This is a genomic window from Mycobacterium sp., assembly GCF_049683355.1.
Classification (GTDB): Bacteria; Actinomycetota; Actinomycetes; order Mycobacteriales; family Mycobacteriaceae; genus Mycobacterium.
Map to the genome: position 1 here is coordinate 1 of NZ_JBAUJB010000382.1, position 17,721 is coordinate 17,721.

Genomic DNA, 17,721 nt, shown 5'->3' on the forward strand with positions numbered 1-17,721 from the left:
CGCCTGGGCGACGGCGATCGGCGACATCGTCGGCCGCGACCGGGCGCCGATGCGGGACGCGGCCGTCGCGCACGCCGCCGCGTTCTCGTGGGGCCACACCGTCGACGCCCTGCTGAGCAGCTACGGGCACGCGATCGGCAACCGCCGGACCGGGCAGCAGAGCCAGCCCGCCGGCCGGCGCAGCGGACGCCGGTTCTCGATGCGGCGGGGGGTGCGCGCGTGAGCGGCAGCAGTGGTATCGGGGCGGGCGATGTGCAGGACCTCATCGAGCGCACCCTCGAAGAGCACGAGCTGACCTACACCCACCACAAGGGTGCGCGCGGAGGTCTGCCCGGCCTGGTCGTCGAGCTCCCCGGGGAGCGCAGGCTCAAGACCAACACCATCCTGACCATCGGCGAGCATTCGGTGCGGGTCGAGGCGTTCGTCTGCCGCAAGCCCGACGAGAACCACGAGGGTGTCTACAAGTTCCTGCTCAAGCGCAACCGCAGGCTCTACGGCGTCGCCTACACGCTGGACAACACCGGCGACATCTACCTCGTCGGCCGGATGTCGCTGGCGGCTGTCACCGCCGACGAGATCGACCGGGTGCTCGGACAGGTGCTCGAGGCGGTCGACTCGGACTTCAACACGTTGCTGGAGTTGGGTTTTCGCACTTCCATCCAGAAGGAATGGGAGTGGCGGGTGTCGCGCGGCGAGTCGCTGAACAATCTGCGCGCCTTTGAACATCTCATCGAAGACGAGGGCGACGACTGATCTCCGCAGCCACCACGATCGTGAGAGGATCGAGAGCATGGCAGACAACGCGACGCTGATCCTGCTCCGCCACGGTGAGAGCGAGTGGAACGCGCTGAACCAGTTCACCGGATGGGTGGACGTCGACCTGACCGAGAAGGGGATGGCCGAAGCGGTCCGCGCCGGCCAGCTCCTCGCCGAACAGGACCGCCAACCCGACGTGCTGTACACCTCGCTGCTCAGGCGCGCGATCACCACCGCCAACGTGGCGTTGGACAAGGCCGACCGGCACTGGATCCCGGTGCACCGGGACTGGCGGCTCAACGAGCGTCACTACGGTGCGCTGCAGGGCCTGAACAAGGCCGAGACCAAAGCCAAGTACGGCGACGAGCAGTTCATGGCCTGGCGGCGCAGCTACGACACCCCGCCGCCGGCGATCGAGCCGGGCAGCGAGTTCAGCCAGGACAGCGACCCGCGCTACGCGGCGATCTCGGGTGGCCCGCTCACCGAATGCCTCAAAGACGTCGTCGAACGGTTCGTGCCGTACTACACCGAGGTGATCGTCCCCGACCTGCAGGCAGGCAAGACCGTGCTGATCGCGGCACACGGCAATTCACTTCGTGCCCTGGTCAAGTACCTGGACGGGATGTCCGACGACGACGTCGTGGGGCTGAACATCCCCACCGGGATCCCGCTGCGCTACGACCTGGACGGTGATCTCAGGCCGACCACGCCCGGCGGTCTGTACCTGGATCCGGACGCCGCGGCGGCCGGTGCGGCGGCGGTCGCCGCCCAGGGCGCCAAGTAGCCGGCCGACCGGCCACGCGTTCTCACCCGGCGAACAGAAGGTGAACAACGAGGGACGCAAACCCGAACTTCGGTGTTTGGGTCTGTGACTTGTCCCGAATTGGCCGCACGCTGCTGGGATGATGTTCACCGAATGCGTACGCTTTTCGCGTGAGCGTCGTATCGGCGCTGCTTCTCGCAGCGATCGTGGCACTGCTCGCATTGTCGATCGGTGTGGCGATCGGGATGGGAGTGGTTGCCCGCCGCCGCGAACGCCGGCAACGGCGCATCGCGGAACAGGCTGGCATCACCGTCCTGCAGATGCTCGAGCACGTGGTGGCGCAGGCTCCGGTGGGTCTCGTGGTCGTCGACACCTACCGTGACGTCGTCTACACCAACGAACGCGCCCGCGAGCTCGGCCTGGTGCGCGACCGGATGCTCGACGACCGCGCCTGGCTGGCCGCGCAGCGCACGCTGACCACTGGTGATGACGGAGAGGTCGACCTGTCACCGCGCAAACGCAGCCGGCCGGGACGTTCCGGGCTCTCGGTGCGTGGCCATGTGCGGTTGCTCACCGAGGACGATCGGCGCTTCGCGGTCATCTACGTCGACGACCAGTCCGAGCACGCCCGGATGGAGGCGACTCGGCGGGATTTCGTGGCCAACGTCAGCCACGAACTCAAGACGCCGGTCGGGGCGATGGGCGTGCTGGCCGAAGCGATCCTGGCCTCCGGCGACGACGGTGAGACGGTCCGGCACTTCGCCGCCAAGATGGTCACCGAGTCCAACCGGCTGGCCGACATGGTGGGCGAGTTGATCGAGCTGTCCCGGTTGCAGGGCGCCGAGCGGCTGCCCGACCTGGAGGCCGTCGACGTGGACACCGTGGTCTCCGAGGCGCTTTCGCGCCACAAGGTCTCCGCCGACAACGCCCACATCACGATCACCACCGATCCGCCGACGGGTTTTCGGGTGCTCGGCGACCAGACGCTGCTGGTGACGGCGATGGCGAATCTGGTCTCCAACGCGATCGCCTACTCGCCCGACGGATCCTCGGTGTCGGTCAGCCGGCGCAGGCGCGGCGACAACATCGAGATCGCGGTCACCGACCGCGGTATCGGCATCGCGCGCGATGACCAGGAGAGGGTGTTCGAACGATTCTTCCGCGTCGACAAGGCGCGGTCCCGGGCCACCGGCGGCACCGGGCTCGGGCTGGCGATCGTCAAACACGTGGCCGCCAACCACAACGGCTCCATCCGGCTGTGGAGCCAGCAGGGCACCGGCTCGACGTTCACGTTGTCGATCCCGGCCTACTTCAACGATTCGGACGATTCAGATGATTCAGATGATCCAGCCTCAGATGACCACGACGAACGAGAGGACTAGTACATCGATGACCAGCGTGCTGATCGTGGAGGACGAGGAGTCCCTGGCCGATCCACTGGCGTTTCTGCTCCGCAAGGAGGGTTTCGAGGCCACCGTGGTGGTCGACGGACCATCGGCCCTGGCCGAATTCGACCGCGCGGGCGCTGACATCGTGCTGCTGGATCTGATGTTGCCGGGGATGAGCGGCACCGACGTCTGCAAGCAGCTGCGGTCGCGCTCGAGCGTCCCGGTCATCATGGTGACCGCCCGGGACAGTGAGATCGACAAGGTCGTCGGCCTGGAGCTCGGCGCCGACGACTACGTCACCAAGCCGTACTCCGCGCGCGAGCTGATCGCGCGCATCCGCGCGGTGCTGCGCCGCGGCGCCGACGCCGACGAGATCGGGATCGCCGACGGGGTGCTCGAGGCCGGGCCCGTGCGAATGGATGTGGAACGCCACGTGGTCAGTGTGAACGGCGCCGCGATCACGTTGCCGCTCAAGGAGTTCGACCTGCTGGAGTACCTGATGCGCAACAGCGGCCGGGTGCTCACCCGCGGTCAGCTCATCGACCGGGTGTGGGGCGCCGACTACGTCGGCGACACCAAGACGCTCGACGTCCACGTCAAGCGGTTGCGCAGCAAGATCGAAGCGGACCCGGCCAACCCGGTGCATCTGGTCACGGTGCGCGGCCTGGGCTACAAGCTGGAGGGCTGAGCGGCCTCGGGCTCGTTCATTCGGCCGCGCGCGTCGCCGGGTGGATGGCGATGAGACCTAAACTGCTGCGGCGCTTGCACATTGCCGCCAGCTCCGCGTAGGTCTTCTCGCCGAGCAGTTCGGTGAGCTCGGGGGCGTAGGACTGCCAGACCGGCTTGGCGCCGACATGGGCGGCCGGGTCGCCGGTGCAGTACCAGTGCAGATCGGCGCCGCCCTCGCCCCAGCCGCGCCGGTCGTACTCGGTGATCCAGGTCTTGAGGATCTCGCTGCCGTCCGGGCGGATGACCCATTCCTGGGTGCGCCGGATCGGCAGCTGCCAACAGACCTCGGGCTTGAGGGTCAGCGGTTCCACGCCGATCTTGAGGGCCTTGGTGTGCAGCGCACAGCCGATACCCCCGGGCCAGCCGGGACGATTGAGGAAGATGCAGGCACCCTTGTACTTTCGGGTGCGCAGGTTCGGCTTGTCGTCGTAGGAGTCCATCTCGAGATAGCCCTTCTTGCCCAGGCCTTTCTCGCGGTACTGCCAGTCCTCGTCGGTGAGCAGTTTGACTGCGTCGTCGAGTTGGGCGCGGTCGTCGTCGTCGGACAGAAACGCGCCGTGTGAACAGCATCCGTCATCGGGTCTGCCCTCGACGGTGCCCTGGCAGGCCGGAGTGCCGAACACGCAGGTCCAGCGGGACAGCAGCCAGGTCATGTCTGCGGCAATCAGATGTTCGGGATTGTCGGGGTCGTAGAACTCCACCCACTCACGGGCGAAATCCTGCTCGACCTCTCCGGGATGCGAACCGCTCACGGTTTTCCACGGTAGACCCATTAGGTTGGGTGAGTGCGATTAGGCGTGCTCGACGTGGGCAGCAATACCGTCCATCTGTTGGTGGTGGATGCGCGCCGCGGCGGCCACCCGACCCCGATGAGTTCGACGAAGGCCTCGCTGAGGCTGGCGGAGGCCACCGACAGCTCGGGCAAGATCACCCGCCGGGGTGCGGACAAGCTGATCGGCACCATCGACGAGTTCGCCAAGATCGCTGCCAGCTCGGGATGTTCGGAGTTGATGGCGTTCGCCACCTCCGCGGTGCGTGATGCGAGGAACTCCGAGGACGTGCTGGCCCGGGTGAGGGCCGAGACCGGGGTGGCGTTGCGCGTCCTCAGCGGCGTCGACGAGTCCCGGCTGACATTCCTGGCGGTGCGCCGCTGGTACGGCTGGAGCGCCGGTCGCATCACCAACATCGACATCGGTGGGGGCTCGCTGGAACTGTCCAGCGGCGTGGACGAAGAGCCCGACGTCGCGCTGTCGCTTCCCCTCGGCGCCGGCCGGCTGACGCGGGAGTGGCTGCCCGAGGACCCGCCGGGACGCCGGAGGGTGGCCATGCTGCGCGACTGGCTGGCCAACGAGCTCTCGGAGGCCGGGGTGACGATCGCCGAGGCGGGCAGTCCTGATCTGGCCGTGGCGACCTCGAAGACGTTCCGTTCGCTGGCCCGGCTGACCGGCGCGGCCCCGTCGGGCGCCGGTCCGCGGGTCAAACGGACGCTGACCGCGCCGGGTCTTCGGCAACTCATAAATTTCATCTCTAGGATGACCGCGTCCGACCGTGCGGAACTGGAAGGGGTGAGTGCCGATCGGGCGCCGCAGATCGTCGCAGGCGCCCTGGTGGCGGAGGCGAGCATGAAGGCCTTCGGGATCGAGAGCGTCGACATCTGCCCCTGGGCGTTGCGGGAGGGACTGATTCTGCGGAAACTCGACAGCGAAGCTGACGGAACCGCTCTGGTCGGCGGCGCAGGAGAATCGGCCTCACGAGGAATGTCCTTACGTAATGCTGGACGGTGAAGCAACGAGGCTCGAAGGCGACAGGCGATGACTGGATCAGATGACAGCAACAGCGCTACCCGGCCGATCTCGGTCGCCGAGCTGTTGGCCAAGAACGGCACCATCGGCGCACCGCCGGTCGGCGGACGTCGCCGCCGACGGCGTGGCAACGCCGACGCCGTCACCGTCGCCGAGCTCACCGGCGAGATCCCCGTCATCCGGACCACCGACGACGAACCCGTCACCACCTCCAGCCCGGTAGAAGAGCAGGTCGACGACCGCACCGGGTCTCCGGAGCCTCCTGGGGCCCCTGAAGCGCAGTCGGGCAACGGCGCCGTCGACCAAACCGAAGCGGCCGAGGCTGCCGAGGCCGAGGCCGACGTCGACGATGACTATGCCGATGTGGTCGCCGAGTACTCGGCACATCTCGAGCATCGCGACGCCGACCCCGAACCGGTCGACGCCGAGCAGATGAATCCGGACCCGCTCGACGACGGTGTGCAGACCGATCTCTTCGACTCCCCGGCGGACCTCGAGTCCGGTACCGTCGAGCTCGACGACACCGACCTCGACGACGCCACGCTCGATGACGCCGCCCTGGACACAGACTCCACCCTCGACACAGACGACACCCTTGACACAGATGACGAGCTGCCGTCCTACCTGCGTTCCACCCAGGAGCCGCTGTTCGGCGGGCAGACCGTCGCCGACGACATCGCCCGCCGCGGGACCCGCCCGGTCGCCGCTGACACCGACCTCGACGAGATGGCGGACCTCGACGACGACCAGGACGAGGATTACGACGAGCCGCGCTGGATGTCGCCGTTCGTGCACGGTCTGTGGATCGTCGGGCAGAGCGTGGTCGCGGTCGTATTCGGGGCGGGCCTGTTCGTCGCCTTCGACCAGCTCTGGAAGTGGAACAACATCGTCGCCCTGGTGCTGTCCGTGCTGGTGATCCTCGGTCTGGTGGTGGGAGTGCGGGTGGTGCGCAAGACCGAGGACATCGGCAGCACGCTGATCGCGGTGGCGGTCGGAGCGCTCGTCACGCTCGGGCCGTTGGCGTTGCTGCAGTCGGGCTGACGGCCCGGCCATAGGCAGAAGATCCCGGATACAGCACTGTGCGCCCTGCCATCAAGGTCGGCCTCTCGACGGCCTCGGTCTACCCGTTGCGGACCGAGGCCGCGTTCGAGTACGCCGCCCGGCTGGGCTACGACGGTGTCGAGCTGATGGTCTGGGCGGAATCGGTGAGCCAGGACATTTCGGCCATCGAGGCCATGTCGCAGCGCTACGAGGTGCCGGTGCTGTCGGTGCACGCCCCCTGTCTGCTGATCTCGCAGCGGGTGTGGGGCGCCAACCCGATCACCAAGCTGGATCGCAGCGTGCGGGCCGCAGAGCAGCTCGGCGCGCAGACCGTGGTGGTCCACCCGCCGTTCCGCTGGCAGCGCCGCTACGCCGAGGGCTTCGCCGACCAGGTCGCCGAGCTCGAGGCCGGAAGCGACGTGATGGTCGCGGTGGAGAACATGTTTCCGTTCCGCGCCGATCGGTTCTTCGGCGCGGGGCAGACATCCATCGAGCGGATGCGCAAACGGGGCGGCAACCCGGGCCCGGGCATCTCGGCGTTCGCCCCGTCCTACGACCCCCTCGACGGCGGGCACGCCCACTACACGCTGGATCTTTCGCATACCGCGACGGCCGGCACAGACGCCGTGGACATGGCCCGCCGGATGGGCGAGGGGCTGGTGCATCTGCATCTGTGCGACGGCAGCGGCGCATCGACCGACGAGCATCTGGTGCCCGGGCGCGGCACCCAGCCGACCGTCGAGATCTGCGAGACGCTGGCTGCAACCGACTTCGCCGGCCATGTCATCCTCGAGGTGACGACCTCGGGCGCGCGTACCGCCGCCGAACGTGAGGCGTTGCTTGCCGAGTCGCTGCAGTTCGCCAGGGCGCATCTGCTGCGCTGACCACCTTAGGACGCCACATGACCGGTTCCACCCTGTTCACCGATGCGATGGCGCTGAGCTCCTCGGGCGACGGCGTGTACGAGGGTGTGCTGAACGAGCACTGGACGATCGGGCCGAAGGTCCACGGCGGGGCGATGCTGGCGCTGTGCGCCAATGCGGCCCGTGCCGAGGTCACCGGAGCCGACGTGGAGCCGATCGCGGTGTCGGGGAGTTTCCTGTGGGCGCCGGATCCGGGTCCCATGCAGGTGGTCACCACGGTGCGCAAGCGCGGGCGTCGGGTCAGCCTGGTCGACGTCGAGCTGAACCAGGGCGGCCGAACCGCGCTGCGCGCCGCGATCACGATGGGTGCCCCCGAGAACAATGACGGTCAGCCGTTGCTGTCGGTGAACCCGGTGCTGCCGCTGATGACGCCGGACCCGCCCCCTGGTCTGGAACCCATCGGCCCGGGCCACCCGATGGCCGACATCGTCCACCTGGCGCACGGCTGCGATATCAGGCCATCGCTGACCACGTTCACGCCTCGGTCGGACGGTGGCCCGCCGCTCATCGAGTACTGGGTGCGGCCCAAGGGGGTAGCCCCCGACGTGTTGTTTGCGCTGCTGTGCGGCGACGTGTCGGCCCCGGTGACGTTCGGGGTCAACAGATTCGGCTGGGCGCCGACGGTCCAGCTGACGGCCTATCTGCGGGCGCGGCCGGCCGACGGCTGGCTGCGAGTGATGTGCACGACGACCCAGATCGGTCAGGACTGGTTCGACGAGGACCACATCGTCGTCGACTGCGAAGGGCGCATCGTCGTGCAGAGCCGCCAGCTGGCGCTGGTGCCCGCTCCGGAGGGCTGAGCCGAAGGGCGCACGATCCTGCCGTCGTGCGATGCTTTGCGGCATGCCCAGAATCGCGATCATCGGCGGTGGCAGTATCGGCGAGGCGCTCCTGGCGGGGCTGCTGCGGGCCGGCAAGCAGGTCAAGGACCTGGTTGTGGCGGAGCGGGACCCCGGCCGCGCGAAATTCCTGTCGGAGAAGTACACCGTGCTGGTGACGACCGTCGCCGACGCCGTCGACACCGCCACCTACGTCGTCGTCGCGGTCAAGCCCACTGATGTGGAGAATGTCATCGGCGACATCGCCGACACGGCCGCCAAGGCCGAAACCGAGGCCGCGGAGCAGGTGTTCGTCACCGTCGCCGCGGGCGTCACCACCACCTACTACGAGAACAAGCTGCCGGCCGGCTCGCCGGTGGTCCGGGTCATGCCCAACGCGCCGATGCTGGTCGGCGGCGGGGTCAGCGCGCTCGCACCGGGCCGGTTCGCGACCGCCGAGCACCTCAAGGAGGTCTCGTCGCTGTTCGACGCCGTCGGCGGGGTGCTCACGGTGGCCGAGTCGCAGCTCGACGCCGTCACCGCGGTGTCCGGTTCCGGGCCGGCGTACTTCTTCCTGATGGTCGAAGCGCTCGTCGACGCGGCAGTGGATGCGGGCCTGCCGCGGTCGGTGGCCACCGAGCTGGCGGTGCAGACGATGGCCGGTTCGGCCGCCATGCTCCTGGAACGGCTCGACGACGCCGCACCGAACCAGGATTCGGCGACCGGGGCGACGGTGAACACCTCGGCCGCTCAGCTGCGGGCCACGGTCACCTCTCCGGGCGGCACCACCGCCGCTGGGCTGCGCGAACTCGAGCGTGGTGGGTTGCGGGCGGCGGTCGCCAACGCGGTGGAAGCGGCGAAAACCCGCTCTGAACAGCTCGGAATTACACCACAGTAGTTAACCAATTTCGAATTGATTAGCCCACACCCGTCGCAGTAACCCCACCTGCCACGCTATTCTCCCAGTGGTAAGCACGGGTCGGTGCCAGCGGTGGGGAAGCCGCTGGAACTGCCTGTGCCTGATGGATTGGGTTGCGATGACGTCTATGAACGGGCCGTCGGCGCGGGATTCCGCCAGCGGGAAGGCGGCGCGCGACGCCGGGCAGACCGAAGGCCAACCGCCTCGAGCTCAATTTCTCACCGTTGCCGAGGTGGCAAGCCTGATGCGGGTCAGCAAGATGACCGTGTACCGCCTGGTGCACAACGGCGAGCTACCTGCGGTCCGCGTGGGTCGATCGTTCCGTGTGCATGCCAAGGCAGTCCACGACATGCTGGAGAGCTCCTACTTCGACGCCGGCTGAGAAGTTCGCCGCCCGTCAGGGACGCACACATCCACGTTCAGCAGGCCGGCCCCGCGCTGTCGGCAAAGGTGGATTTCACCCGCGCTGAGAGCCCGGGTAAGGTGGCCGTTCGAGACTGACATCGACCGCGTTCGATGTCGCAAGGTTCTTCAAGACAACTTTAGGTAGCGGAGTTCATGGGTTCTGTCATCAAGAAGCGGCGCAAGCGCATGTCGAAGAAGAAGCACCGCAAGCTGCTTCGTCGCACCCGGGTGCAGCGCAGAAAACTGGGCAAGTAGGTCCCCCGGTCGGTCGTTAGGCTGTCCCGATGGACTCTGCGGGTCGTTCCGGGGGCAACTCCGACGGATCGGACGCCCTGAACTATCCCAAGGTCGTGCTGGTCACCGGCGCCTGCCGGTTCCTCGGCGGCTACCTGATCGCCCGCCTTGCGCAGAACCCGCTGATCAATCATGTGATCGCCGTCGACGCGATCGCTCCGAGCAAAGATCTGCTCCGGCGGATGGGCCGGGCCGAGTTCGTCCGGGCCGACATCCGGAACCCGTTCATCGCCAAAGTCATCCGCAATGGTGACGTCGACACCGTGGTGCACGCCGCCGCCGCGTCCTACTCGCCGCGTTCGGGCGGTAGGGCCACGCTCAAGGAACTGAACGTGATGGGCGCGATCCAGCTGTTCGCGGCCTGCCAGAAGGCGCCCTCGGTGCGCCGGGTCATCCTCAAGTCGACGTCGGAGGTGTACGGCTCCAGCGCCCGGGATCCGGTGTTCTTCACCGAAAGCAGCAGCCGGCGCAGGCCGCCGGGTGAAGGCTTCGCCCGCGACAGCATCGACATCGAGGGCTACGCGCGGGGGCTCGGGCGGCGCAGACCCGACATCGCGGTGAGCATTCTGCGGCTCGCCAACATGATCGGTCCGGCCATGGACACGGCGCTGTCGCGGTATCTCGCGGGTCCGGTGGTGCCCACCGTCATCGGCCACGACTCCCGGCTGCAACTGCTGCACGAACAGGACGCGCTCGGCGCCCTCGAGCGGGCAACCGTGGCCGGCAAAGCGGGCACCTTCAACATCGGCGCCTCGGGCATCATCATGATGAGCCAGGCCATCCGCAGGTCGGGGCGCCTGGCGCTGCCCGTCCCGCGTCCGGCTCTGGTGGCCGTGGATTCGCTGTGGCTCGCTGCCCGCAACACGGAACTGGATCGCGAGCAACTCGATTACCTGAGCTACGGCCGGGTCATGGACACCACCAGGATGCGTAGCGAACTCGGTTACACCACCAAGTGGACGACGGCCGAGGCGTTCGACGATTATGTGCGGGGCCGGGGGCTGACACCCATCGTCGATCCCCGCTGGGTGCGGTCGGTCGAGGATCGCGCGGTGGCGGCGGCGCAGCGCTGGGGGCGCTAGACTTCACTACTTAGAGCAGGGTGGGGAGAGGATATGCCGGTGGCGGGCGAGCCAAAAGCGAAAGTGATTCCGCTGCATTCGAGTCCGGGACGCAGCGCGGCTGCGCGCCGTGCTGCCGCCGAGCGGGTCGACAGTTCGCGCCGCCATCCCTCGCTGATGTCCGAACCGGGCAACCGCGCTTCGGCCGAACAGATCGCGGCCGTGGTGCGCGAGATCGACCAGCGGCGAGGTGCCGCGGCGGGGTCGGCGGGGTCTTCGGCGGACGACGGGACGCCCAACGAGCTCGCCAAGCGCATCGCCGCCGTCGGGGATTTTGTCCGCAGGCGGATGACGGGTGACTACGACGTCGACGAGTTCGGCTTCGATCCCCACCTCAACGACGCTATCGTGCTGCCTTTGCTGAGGGTGTTCTTCAACTCGTGGTTCCGCGTCGAGGTCAGCGGTATCGAGAACCTGCCGGAGTCCGGGGCGGCACTGGTGGTGGTCAACCACGCCGGCGTGCTGCCGTTCGACGGGTTGATGACATCGGTGGCGGTGCGCGACCAGCACCCCGCGCACCGGGATCTGCGCCTGCTGGCCGCCGACATGGTCTTCGACATGCCGATGGTCGGTCAGGCCGCCCGCAAGGCCGGCCACACGATGGCCTGCACGGACGACGCACACCGACTGCTGGCCGCCGGCGAGCTCACCGCGGTCTTCCCCGAGGGCTACAAGGGCCTGGGCAAGCACTTCAAGGACCGCTACAAGCTGCAGCGATTCGGCCGTGGCGGTTTCGTCTCCGCGGCGCTGCGGACCAAGGCGCCGATCGTTCCCTGCTCGATCGTCGGCTCCGAGGAGATCTACCCGATGGTCGCCGACGTCAAGCTGTTGGCGCGGCTGCTGGGCCTGCCGTACTTCCCGATCACCCCGCTGTTCCCGCTGGCCGGGCCGCTGGGCGTGGTGCCGTTGCCGTCGAAGTGGTACATCCAGTTCGGCGAGCCCATCAACACCGCGGACTACGACGAGTCGGCCGCCGACGATCCGATGGTCACCTTCGAGCTGACCGACCAGGTACGCGAGACCATTCAGCAGACGCTGTATCAGCTGCTGGCGAATCGCCGCAACATGTTCCTGGGGTAGCCGGCGCTACTTTTGCCCAGCAACGAACTTCGACAGGGCCGCCTCGCGTCCGGCGGTGACCTTCGCGGTGATCTCGTCGGCCTCGTCGTCATGGGCGGCCTCACCCATGACCGTGACGATGCTGGTGACCACGGGGTTCCCGTCGTCGTCGGTCACCTCCCCGCGGATCTCGGTGAGCACCGCGCCGTGCGATTCGGTCACCGAGTCCAGATATGAGTCGAACCACAGCTTGTCGCCGGCCAGGATGGGCCGGTGGAAGATCAACTTCTGATCGCGGTGTAGCACCCGCTGCATGTTGATCGGCAGGTCGAACTGGTTGAAGATCTCCTGCTGGACACGCCGGCCGGCGACCGCCATGAACGTCAGCGAGGCGACCAGCGCGTCGTAGCCGCAGTCCTTGGCCGCCTCCTCGTCGAAGTGCGCGGGATGGTCGTCCTTCACCGCGCGGGCGAACTCACGGACCTTCTCGCGGTTCACCTCGAAATAGTCCGGATACCGGTAGTGGGTTCCGATGATGCTCTCAGCGATACTCATGCGCCATCCGCTTCGCTCCTCGCTTGGACTCATGCGCCATCCGCTTCGTTCCTCACGTTGCTCGGGTGGCGGCGCGAGCCTATCAGCGTGCGCTGCACGGCCCTCATACCTTGTCGCGGCGCGACACGGCCGCCGCCAGCGCACCCCCGACGGCGCCCAGCGCCAGCGCCGAGGGCACCCCGATCCGCGCCGCCTTTCGGGCAGTGCGGAAATCGCGGATCTCCCAACCCCGCTGGCGGGCCAGGTCCCGCAGGTCGGCGTCCGGGTTGATCGCCACCGCCGTCCCGACCAGCGACAGCATCGGCACATCGTTGAAGCTGTCCGAGTACGCGGTACAGCGCCGCAGGTTGAGGCCTTCGCGAATGGCCAGCGACCGCACCGCGTGCGCCTTGCCGGTCCCGTGCAGGATGTCGCCGACCAGCCGACCGGTGAACACACCGTCGACGGATTCGGCGACGGTTCCCAGTGCGCCGGTCAGGCCGAGCCGCCGGGCGATGGTCGACGCCAGCTCGTACGGCGTCGCGGTGACCAGCCAGACCTGCTGGCCCGCGTCGAGGTGCATCTGTGCCAGCGCCCGGGTTCCCGGCCAGATCTTGTCGGCGATGATCTCGTCGTAGATGTCCTCGCCGAGGGCGACCAACTCGGCGGTGGAACGGCCCTCGATGAAGGCCAGCGCCTTGCGCCGGCCCGCGGCGACATCTTCGCTGCTCTCCCGACCGGTCAGCTGGAACTTTGCCTGCGCCAGCGCGAACCGCGCCAGGTCGGAGTAGGTGAAGTACTCCCGAGCGGCCAGCCCACGGGCGAAGTGCACCAGCGACGAGCCGTGCACCAGCGTGTTGTCGACGTCGAAGAACGCCGCGGCGGTCAGGTCCGGTGGCGGCGGGGGAGGGCTCGGCGTGACGTCCGGCTCGAGCAGCCCGTCCGCGGCGACCGCGGCGCTGGCCTGGCCCGCGAGTTGCTGTTCGGGGCTGTCGAACCCGAAATCAGATCCCCCGGTACCGGACACGGTTACCAGATTAGGACACCCGGCGGCGATACTGGCGTGGTGGACCGGCAGGTGGAGTTGCTGACCCGTCAGGGTTGCCCGATGTGCGCGGCCGCGGCGGCGCAGCTGGCGCAGCTGGCCGGCGAATTGGGCTTCGTGCTCGCCGTGACCGATGTCGATGTGGCCGCGACCGCCGGGGACACCGCGTTGCGGGCCGAGTTCGGCGACCGGCTGCCGGTGGTGCTGCTTGACGGGACCGAACACAGCTACTGGGAAGTCGACGAGACCAGGCTGCGGGCCGACTTGGTGCGGTGAGTCGGGCGCCCGGAGACGGATCGGGCAAATTTGGTAGGCCAGCTGGTTAACGACTACCGTGGAGACGTGGTGAAGAGGCAATGAGCGTATTGCTTTTCGGGGTTTCGCACCGCAGCGCGCCGGTGTCGGTCCTCGAGCAACTGAGCACCGACGAGTCCGATCAGGCCAAGATCGTCGACCAGGTGCTCCAATCCTCGCTGGTCACCGAAGCCATGGTGCTCTCCACCTGCAACCGCGTCGAGGTCTACGCCGTGGTCGACGCCTTCCACGGCGGGCTCTCCGCGATCGGGCAGGTGCTCTCCGACCACTCCGGGATGTCCCTTCAGGATCTGACGAAGTACGCCTACGTCCGTTACGCCGAAGCCGCCGTCGAGCACCTGTTCGCCGTGGCCAGCGGTTTGGACTCCGCGGTCATCGGCGAGCAGCAGGTCCTCGGCCAGGTCCGGCGGGCCTATGCCTCGGCCGAGGCCAACCACACCGTCGGCCGCACCCTGCACGAGCTGTCGCAGCGGGCACTGTCGGTGGGCAAACGGGTGCACTCCGAGACCGGTATCGACGCGGCGGGGGCGTCGGTGGTCTCCGTGGCGCTCGATCTGGCGGATGCAAAACTCCCCGGTGGCCTGGTCGGGCGGTCCGCGACCGTGATCGGCGCCGGGTCCATGGGCGCGTTGTCCGCAGCGCACCTGGTCCGGGCCGGCATCGGCCGGGTCCACGTGGTGAACCGCACGCTGCCGCGGGCGGAGCGGCTGGTGCAGAACCTGCGCGAACAGGGCATCGACGCCCACGCGTTCCCGTTCGACCATCTGGCGCCGCTGCTCGCGGACGCCGACGTCGTCGTATCCTGCACCGGCGCTGTGCGACCCGTGGTCTCGCTGGCCGACGTGCACCGCGGCCTGGCCCACGGCCAGGAACGCAAGCAACTGGTGGTCTGTGACCTCGGGATGCCGCGTGACGTCGACCCGGCGGTCGCCGGGTTGCCGGGCGTCTCGCTGGTCGACATGGACCGGATCCAGCGGGAGCCGTCGGCCCGCGCTGCCGCCTCCGACGCCGAGGCGGCCCGCACCATCGTCGCCGCCGAGGTAGCCAACTATCTGGCCGGACAGCGGATGGCCGAAGTGACTCCCACCGTCACGGCGCTGCGGCAGCGGGCCGCGGACGTGGTCGAGGCGGAGCTGCTGAGGCTGGACAACCGGTTGCCAGGGTTGGACTCGGCCCACCGCGACGAGGTCGCCAGGACGGTACGCCGCGTCGTCGACAAGCTCCTGCACGCACCGACGGTGCGGGTAAAGCAGTTGGCCAGCGCCCCGGGCGGGGACAGTTATGCCGAGGCGCTGCGCGAACTGTTCGAACTCGACCAGCAGGCCGTCGACGCGGTCGCCGCCGGAGAGCTGCCCCTGGTGGGCGGCGGAACCGATTTCGCACCGCTCACCAGCAGCGAATTCGACACTGCAACAACCGATCTCGACCAGACCGAGTAACACTCCTGCACCCCGAAAGCCACTAAGTGATCCGTATAGGGACCCGGGGCAGCCTTCTGGCGACTACCCAGGCCGGTGTCGTCCGAGACGCGCTGATCGACCGCGGCCATTCCGCCGAGTTGGTCATCGTGTCCACCGCAGGCGACCGATCCGCCGCACCGATCGCCGACATCGGCGTCGGGGTGTTCACCGCTGCGCTGCGAGAGGCCATCGCCGACAACACCGTCGACATCGCCGTGCACTCCTACAAAGATTTGCCCACGGCCACCGATCCGCGTTTCGTGATCCCGGCGGTTCCGGTGCGCGCGGACGCCCGTGACGCCTTGGTGGCGCGCGACGGGATGGTGCTCGGAGAGTTGCCGGCCGGGTCGGTGATCGGGACATCAGCCCCTCGGCGGGCCGCGCAGCTTAGAGCACTGGGTCTCGGTTTGGAAATCCGCCCCCTACGAGGCAACCTAGATACCAGGTTGAACAGGGTAAGCAGCGGTGATCTCGACGCCGTCGTCGTGGCCCGGGCGGGATTGGCCCGCATCGGTCGCCTCGACGCTGTCACCGAGACGCTGGAACCGGTACAGATGTTGCCGGCGCCGGCTCAGGGTGCATTGGCAGTCGAGTGCCGTGCCGGTGACACGGCGCTTGCGGAACTGTTGGCAGAGCTGGACGACGCCGACACCCGGGCATCGGTCACCGCAGAGCGAGCCCTGCTGGCCGAACTGGAGGCGGGGTGCTCCGCACCGGTGGGCGCGATCGCAGAAGTGGTCGAGTCGATCGATGAGGACGGCCGAGTCTTCGAAGAGCTGTCGCTGCGCGGCTGCGTGGCGACGCTGAACGGATCCGACGTGATCCGTGCGTCCGGTATCGGGACACCCGGTCGGGCACGAGAGCTTGGGCTCTCGGTGGCCGCGGAGTTGTTCGAGCTGGGAGCACGCGATCTGTTGGACGAACGCGGGAGAGAAGGATGACTCGCCAGATGAGCCTGCGAGGGCGCAAGGGCAAGCCCGGCCGTATCACGTTCGTCGGCTCTGGGCCCGGGGACCCGGGTCTGCTGACGGCACGTGCCCGCACCGTGTTGGCCAACGCCGCCCTGGTGTTCACCGACCCAGACGTGCCCGAGGCGGTGCTCGCCCTCGTCGGGTGCGAGCTGCCGCCGCCGTCGGGACCGCTGCCGGCCGCGACGGAGCAGCCTGCCAAGGCATCAGGGGCGTCCGGCACCGCCGACACGTCCGGTGACGCCGGCAAACCGTCCGCCGAGCCGGACCCGTCCCCGGTGATCCCGGGGGGCCCCGACGTCCGGCCCGCACTCGGTGACCCGGCCGAGGTCGCCAAGACCCTGGCCACCGAGGCCCGCACCGGCGTGGACGTAGTGCGGTTGGTGGCCGGCGATCCGCTGTCGATCGACGCGGTGATCACCGAGGTGAACGCGCTCGCGCGCACCCAGCTGACCTTCGAGATCGTCCCCGGACTGCCCGACACCACGGCGGTGCCCACCTATGCGGGGCTGCCGCTGGGCTCGGCGCACACGGTGGCCGACGTGCGCGGCGACGTCGACTGGGCGGCGCTGGCCGCCGCGCCGGGACCGCTGATCCTGCACGCGACGGCCTCTCATCTGCCCGAGGCGGCTCGCACGCTGATCGAGTACGGCCTCGCCGACAACACCCCGACCGTGGTGACCGCCAACGGCACCACCTGCCAGCAGCGTTCCGTCGAGACCACGCTGGCGGACCTGATGGATAAGGCCGTGTTGGCCGGCGCCGGTCCCGACGGGCTCCCCGCGGCCACCGCGGGCGCCCTTGTCGTGACGATCGGGCGGACGGTCGCCAACCGCGCCAAGCTGAACTGGTGGGAGAGCCGGGCCCTCTACGGGTGGACCGTGCTGGTGCCCCGCACCAAGGACCAGGCCGGCGAGATGAGCGACCGGCTCGTCGGACACGGGGCGCTGCCCATCGAGGTGCCGACGATCGCGGTCGAGCCGCCGCGCAGCCCGGCCCAGATGGAAAGGGCCGTCAAGGGCTTGGTGGACGGCCGCTTCCAGTGGGTGGTGTTCACCTCCACCAACGCGGTGCGCGCGGTGTGGGAGAAGTTCAACGAGTTCGGTCTGGACGCCCGCGCGTTCTCCGGGGTGAAGATCGCCTGCGTCGGGCAGGCCACCGCCGACCGGGTACGCGCCTTCGGTATCAACCCCGAGTTGGTTCCGACCGGGGAACAATCGTCACTCGGCCTGCTCGACGAGTTCCCGCCCTACGACGACGTTTTCGACCCGGTCAACCGTGTGCTGCTGCCCCGCGCCGACATCGCCACCGAGACGCTGGCCGAGGGGCTGCGCGAACGCGGCTGGGAGATCGAGGATGTCACCGCATACCGCACGGTGCG

General features: G+C 68.4%; 20 protein-coding genes and 1 pseudogene. 18 read left to right on the forward strand and 3 right to left on the reverse strand.

Annotation, left to right across the window (positions count from 1 at the left end; genetic code table 11):
* From WA944_RS21910 to regX, 5 genes and pseudogenes are all read left to right on the forward strand, one after another.
* Positions 1 to 223: pseudogene (locus WA944_RS21910) on the forward strand (D-inositol-3-phosphate glycosyltransferase); the annotation flags it as partial.
* Positions 220 to 753: a YbjN domain-containing protein gene (locus tag WA944_RS21915; RefSeq protein WP_526374017.1), complete on the forward strand. Its 534-nt coding sequence runs from the start codon at positions 220 to 222 to the stop codon at positions 751 to 753. The pseudogene WA944_RS21910 and the gene WA944_RS21915, both read left to right, overlap by 4 nt.
* 37 nt (positions 754 to 790) lie before the next feature.
* On the forward strand, positions 791 to 1,540 hold the full coding sequence (locus WA944_RS21920) for a phosphoglyceromutase (protein WP_163888061.1): 750 nt from the start codon (positions 791 to 793) through the stop codon (positions 1,538 to 1,540).
* Positions 1,541 to 1,689: 149 nt separating this feature from the next.
* Complete coding sequence (locus tag WA944_RS21925; protein ID WP_526374016.1) at positions 1,690 to 2,901, forward strand: sensor histidine kinase; 1,212 nt, start codon at positions 1,690 to 1,692, stop codon at positions 2,899 to 2,901.
* Between the two features lie 7 nt (positions 2,902 to 2,908).
* The gene (gene regX / locus WA944_RS21930; protein ID WP_526374015.1) at positions 2,909 to 3,595 is read left to right on the forward strand and encodes a two-component sensory transduction protein RegX; all 687 of its coding nucleotides are present in this window, start codon (positions 2,909 to 2,911) and stop codon (positions 3,593 to 3,595) included.
* A gap of 16 nt (positions 3,596 to 3,611) precedes the next feature.
* Here regX and WA944_RS21935 read toward each other — a convergent pair whose 3' ends face one another.
* Positions 3,612 to 4,409, reverse strand: coding sequence for a DUF3109 family protein (locus tag WA944_RS21935; protein WP_526610187.1), 798 nt, complete (start codon positions 4,407 to 4,409; stop codon positions 3,612 to 3,614).
* 12 nt (positions 4,410 to 4,421) lie between these two features.
* Between WA944_RS21935 and WA944_RS21940 the strand changes: the two genes are divergently transcribed.
* The 9 genes from WA944_RS21940 (at position 4,422) to WA944_RS21980 (ending at position 12,039) form a co-directional block, all read left to right on the forward strand.
* Complete coding sequence (locus WA944_RS21940) at positions 4,422 to 5,420, forward strand: Ppx/GppA family phosphatase (protein ID WP_526373754.1); 999 nt, start codon at positions 4,422 to 4,424, stop codon at positions 5,418 to 5,420.
* 27 nt (positions 5,421 to 5,447) lie between these two features.
* A complete protein-coding gene (locus WA944_RS21945) occupies positions 5,448 to 6,479 on the forward strand; it encodes an Rv0497 family membrane protein (RefSeq protein WP_526373753.1) in 1,032 nt (343 codons plus the stop codon).
* 38 nt (positions 6,480 to 6,517) lie between these two features.
* Positions 6,518 to 7,363, forward strand: a complete 846-nt coding sequence (locus tag WA944_RS21950; RefSeq protein WP_526373752.1) for a sugar phosphate isomerase/epimerase family protein — start codon at positions 6,518 to 6,520, stop codon at positions 7,361 to 7,363.
* Positions 7,364 to 7,380: 17 nt separating this feature from the next.
* The gene (locus tag WA944_RS21955) at positions 7,381 to 8,202 is read left to right on the forward strand and encodes an acyl-CoA thioesterase (RefSeq protein ID WP_526373751.1); all 822 of its coding nucleotides are present in this window, start codon (positions 7,381 to 7,383) and stop codon (positions 8,200 to 8,202) included.
* Between the two features lie 43 nt (positions 8,203 to 8,245).
* Positions 8,246 to 9,118, forward strand: a complete 873-nt coding sequence (gene proC / locus WA944_RS21960) for a pyrroline-5-carboxylate reductase (protein WP_526373750.1) — start codon at positions 8,246 to 8,248, stop codon at positions 9,116 to 9,118.
* A 139-nt stretch (positions 9,119 to 9,257) separates the two neighbouring features.
* Positions 9,258 to 9,521, forward strand: a complete 264-nt coding sequence (locus WA944_RS21965; protein ID WP_159230163.1) for a helix-turn-helix domain-containing protein — start codon at positions 9,258 to 9,260, stop codon at positions 9,519 to 9,521.
* Between the two features lie 176 nt (positions 9,522 to 9,697).
* On the forward strand, positions 9,698 to 9,799 hold the full coding sequence (locus tag WA944_RS21970) for a 30S ribosomal protein bS22 (RefSeq protein ID WP_003402602.1): 102 nt from the start codon (positions 9,698 to 9,700) through the stop codon (positions 9,797 to 9,799).
* A gap of 29 nt (positions 9,800 to 9,828) precedes the next feature.
* Positions 9,829 to 10,920, forward strand: a complete 1,092-nt coding sequence (locus WA944_RS21975) for an SDR family oxidoreductase (protein WP_526369918.1) — start codon at positions 9,829 to 9,831, stop codon at positions 10,918 to 10,920.
* Between the two features lie 33 nt (positions 10,921 to 10,953).
* Entirely contained in the window at positions 10,954 to 12,039 is a 1,086-nt protein-coding gene (locus tag WA944_RS21980; protein WP_526369919.1) for a lysophospholipid acyltransferase family protein, read from the forward strand.
* A 6-nt stretch (positions 12,040 to 12,045) separates the two neighbouring features.
* Here the strand turns inward: WA944_RS21980 and WA944_RS21985 are convergent, their stop codons facing one another.
* Together WA944_RS21985 and WA944_RS21990 are read right to left on the reverse strand one after the other, a co-directional pair.
* Positions 12,046 to 12,573 carry an FAS1-like dehydratase domain-containing protein gene (locus WA944_RS21985; protein WP_526369921.1) on the reverse strand — a complete coding sequence of 176 codons (528 nt, stop codon included), beginning with the start codon at positions 12,571 to 12,573 and terminating at the stop codon, positions 12,046 to 12,048.
* A 103-nt stretch (positions 12,574 to 12,676) separates the two neighbouring features.
* Entirely contained in the window at positions 12,677 to 13,579 is a 903-nt protein-coding gene (locus WA944_RS21990) for an HAD family hydrolase (RefSeq protein WP_526369923.1), read from the reverse strand.
* Positions 13,580 to 13,618: 39 nt separating this feature from the next.
* On the opposite strand from WA944_RS21990, the gene WA944_RS21995 reads away from it, so the two are divergent.
* The 4 genes from WA944_RS21995 to WA944_RS22010 form a co-directional block, all read left to right on the forward strand.
* Positions 13,619 to 13,873 carry a glutaredoxin family protein gene (locus tag WA944_RS21995; protein ID WP_526369925.1) on the forward strand — a complete coding sequence of 85 codons (255 nt, stop codon included), beginning with the start codon at positions 13,619 to 13,621 and terminating at the stop codon, positions 13,871 to 13,873.
* Positions 13,874 to 13,953: 80 nt separating this feature from the next.
* A complete protein-coding gene (locus tag WA944_RS22000) occupies positions 13,954 to 15,351 on the forward strand; it encodes a glutamyl-tRNA reductase (protein WP_526374975.1) in 1,398 nt (465 codons plus the stop codon).
* Positions 15,352 to 15,377: 26 nt separating this feature from the next.
* On the forward strand, positions 15,378 to 16,313 hold the full coding sequence (hemC, locus tag WA944_RS22005; RefSeq protein WP_526610178.1) for a hydroxymethylbilane synthase: 936 nt from the start codon (positions 15,378 to 15,380) through the stop codon (positions 16,311 to 16,313).
* A gap of 8 nt (positions 16,314 to 16,321) precedes the next feature.
* Positions 16,322 to 17,721: bifunctional uroporphyrinogen-III C-methyltransferase/uroporphyrinogen-III synthase (locus WA944_RS22010; protein WP_526647339.1), on the forward strand; the 1,400-nt coding region annotated here is incomplete at its 3' end.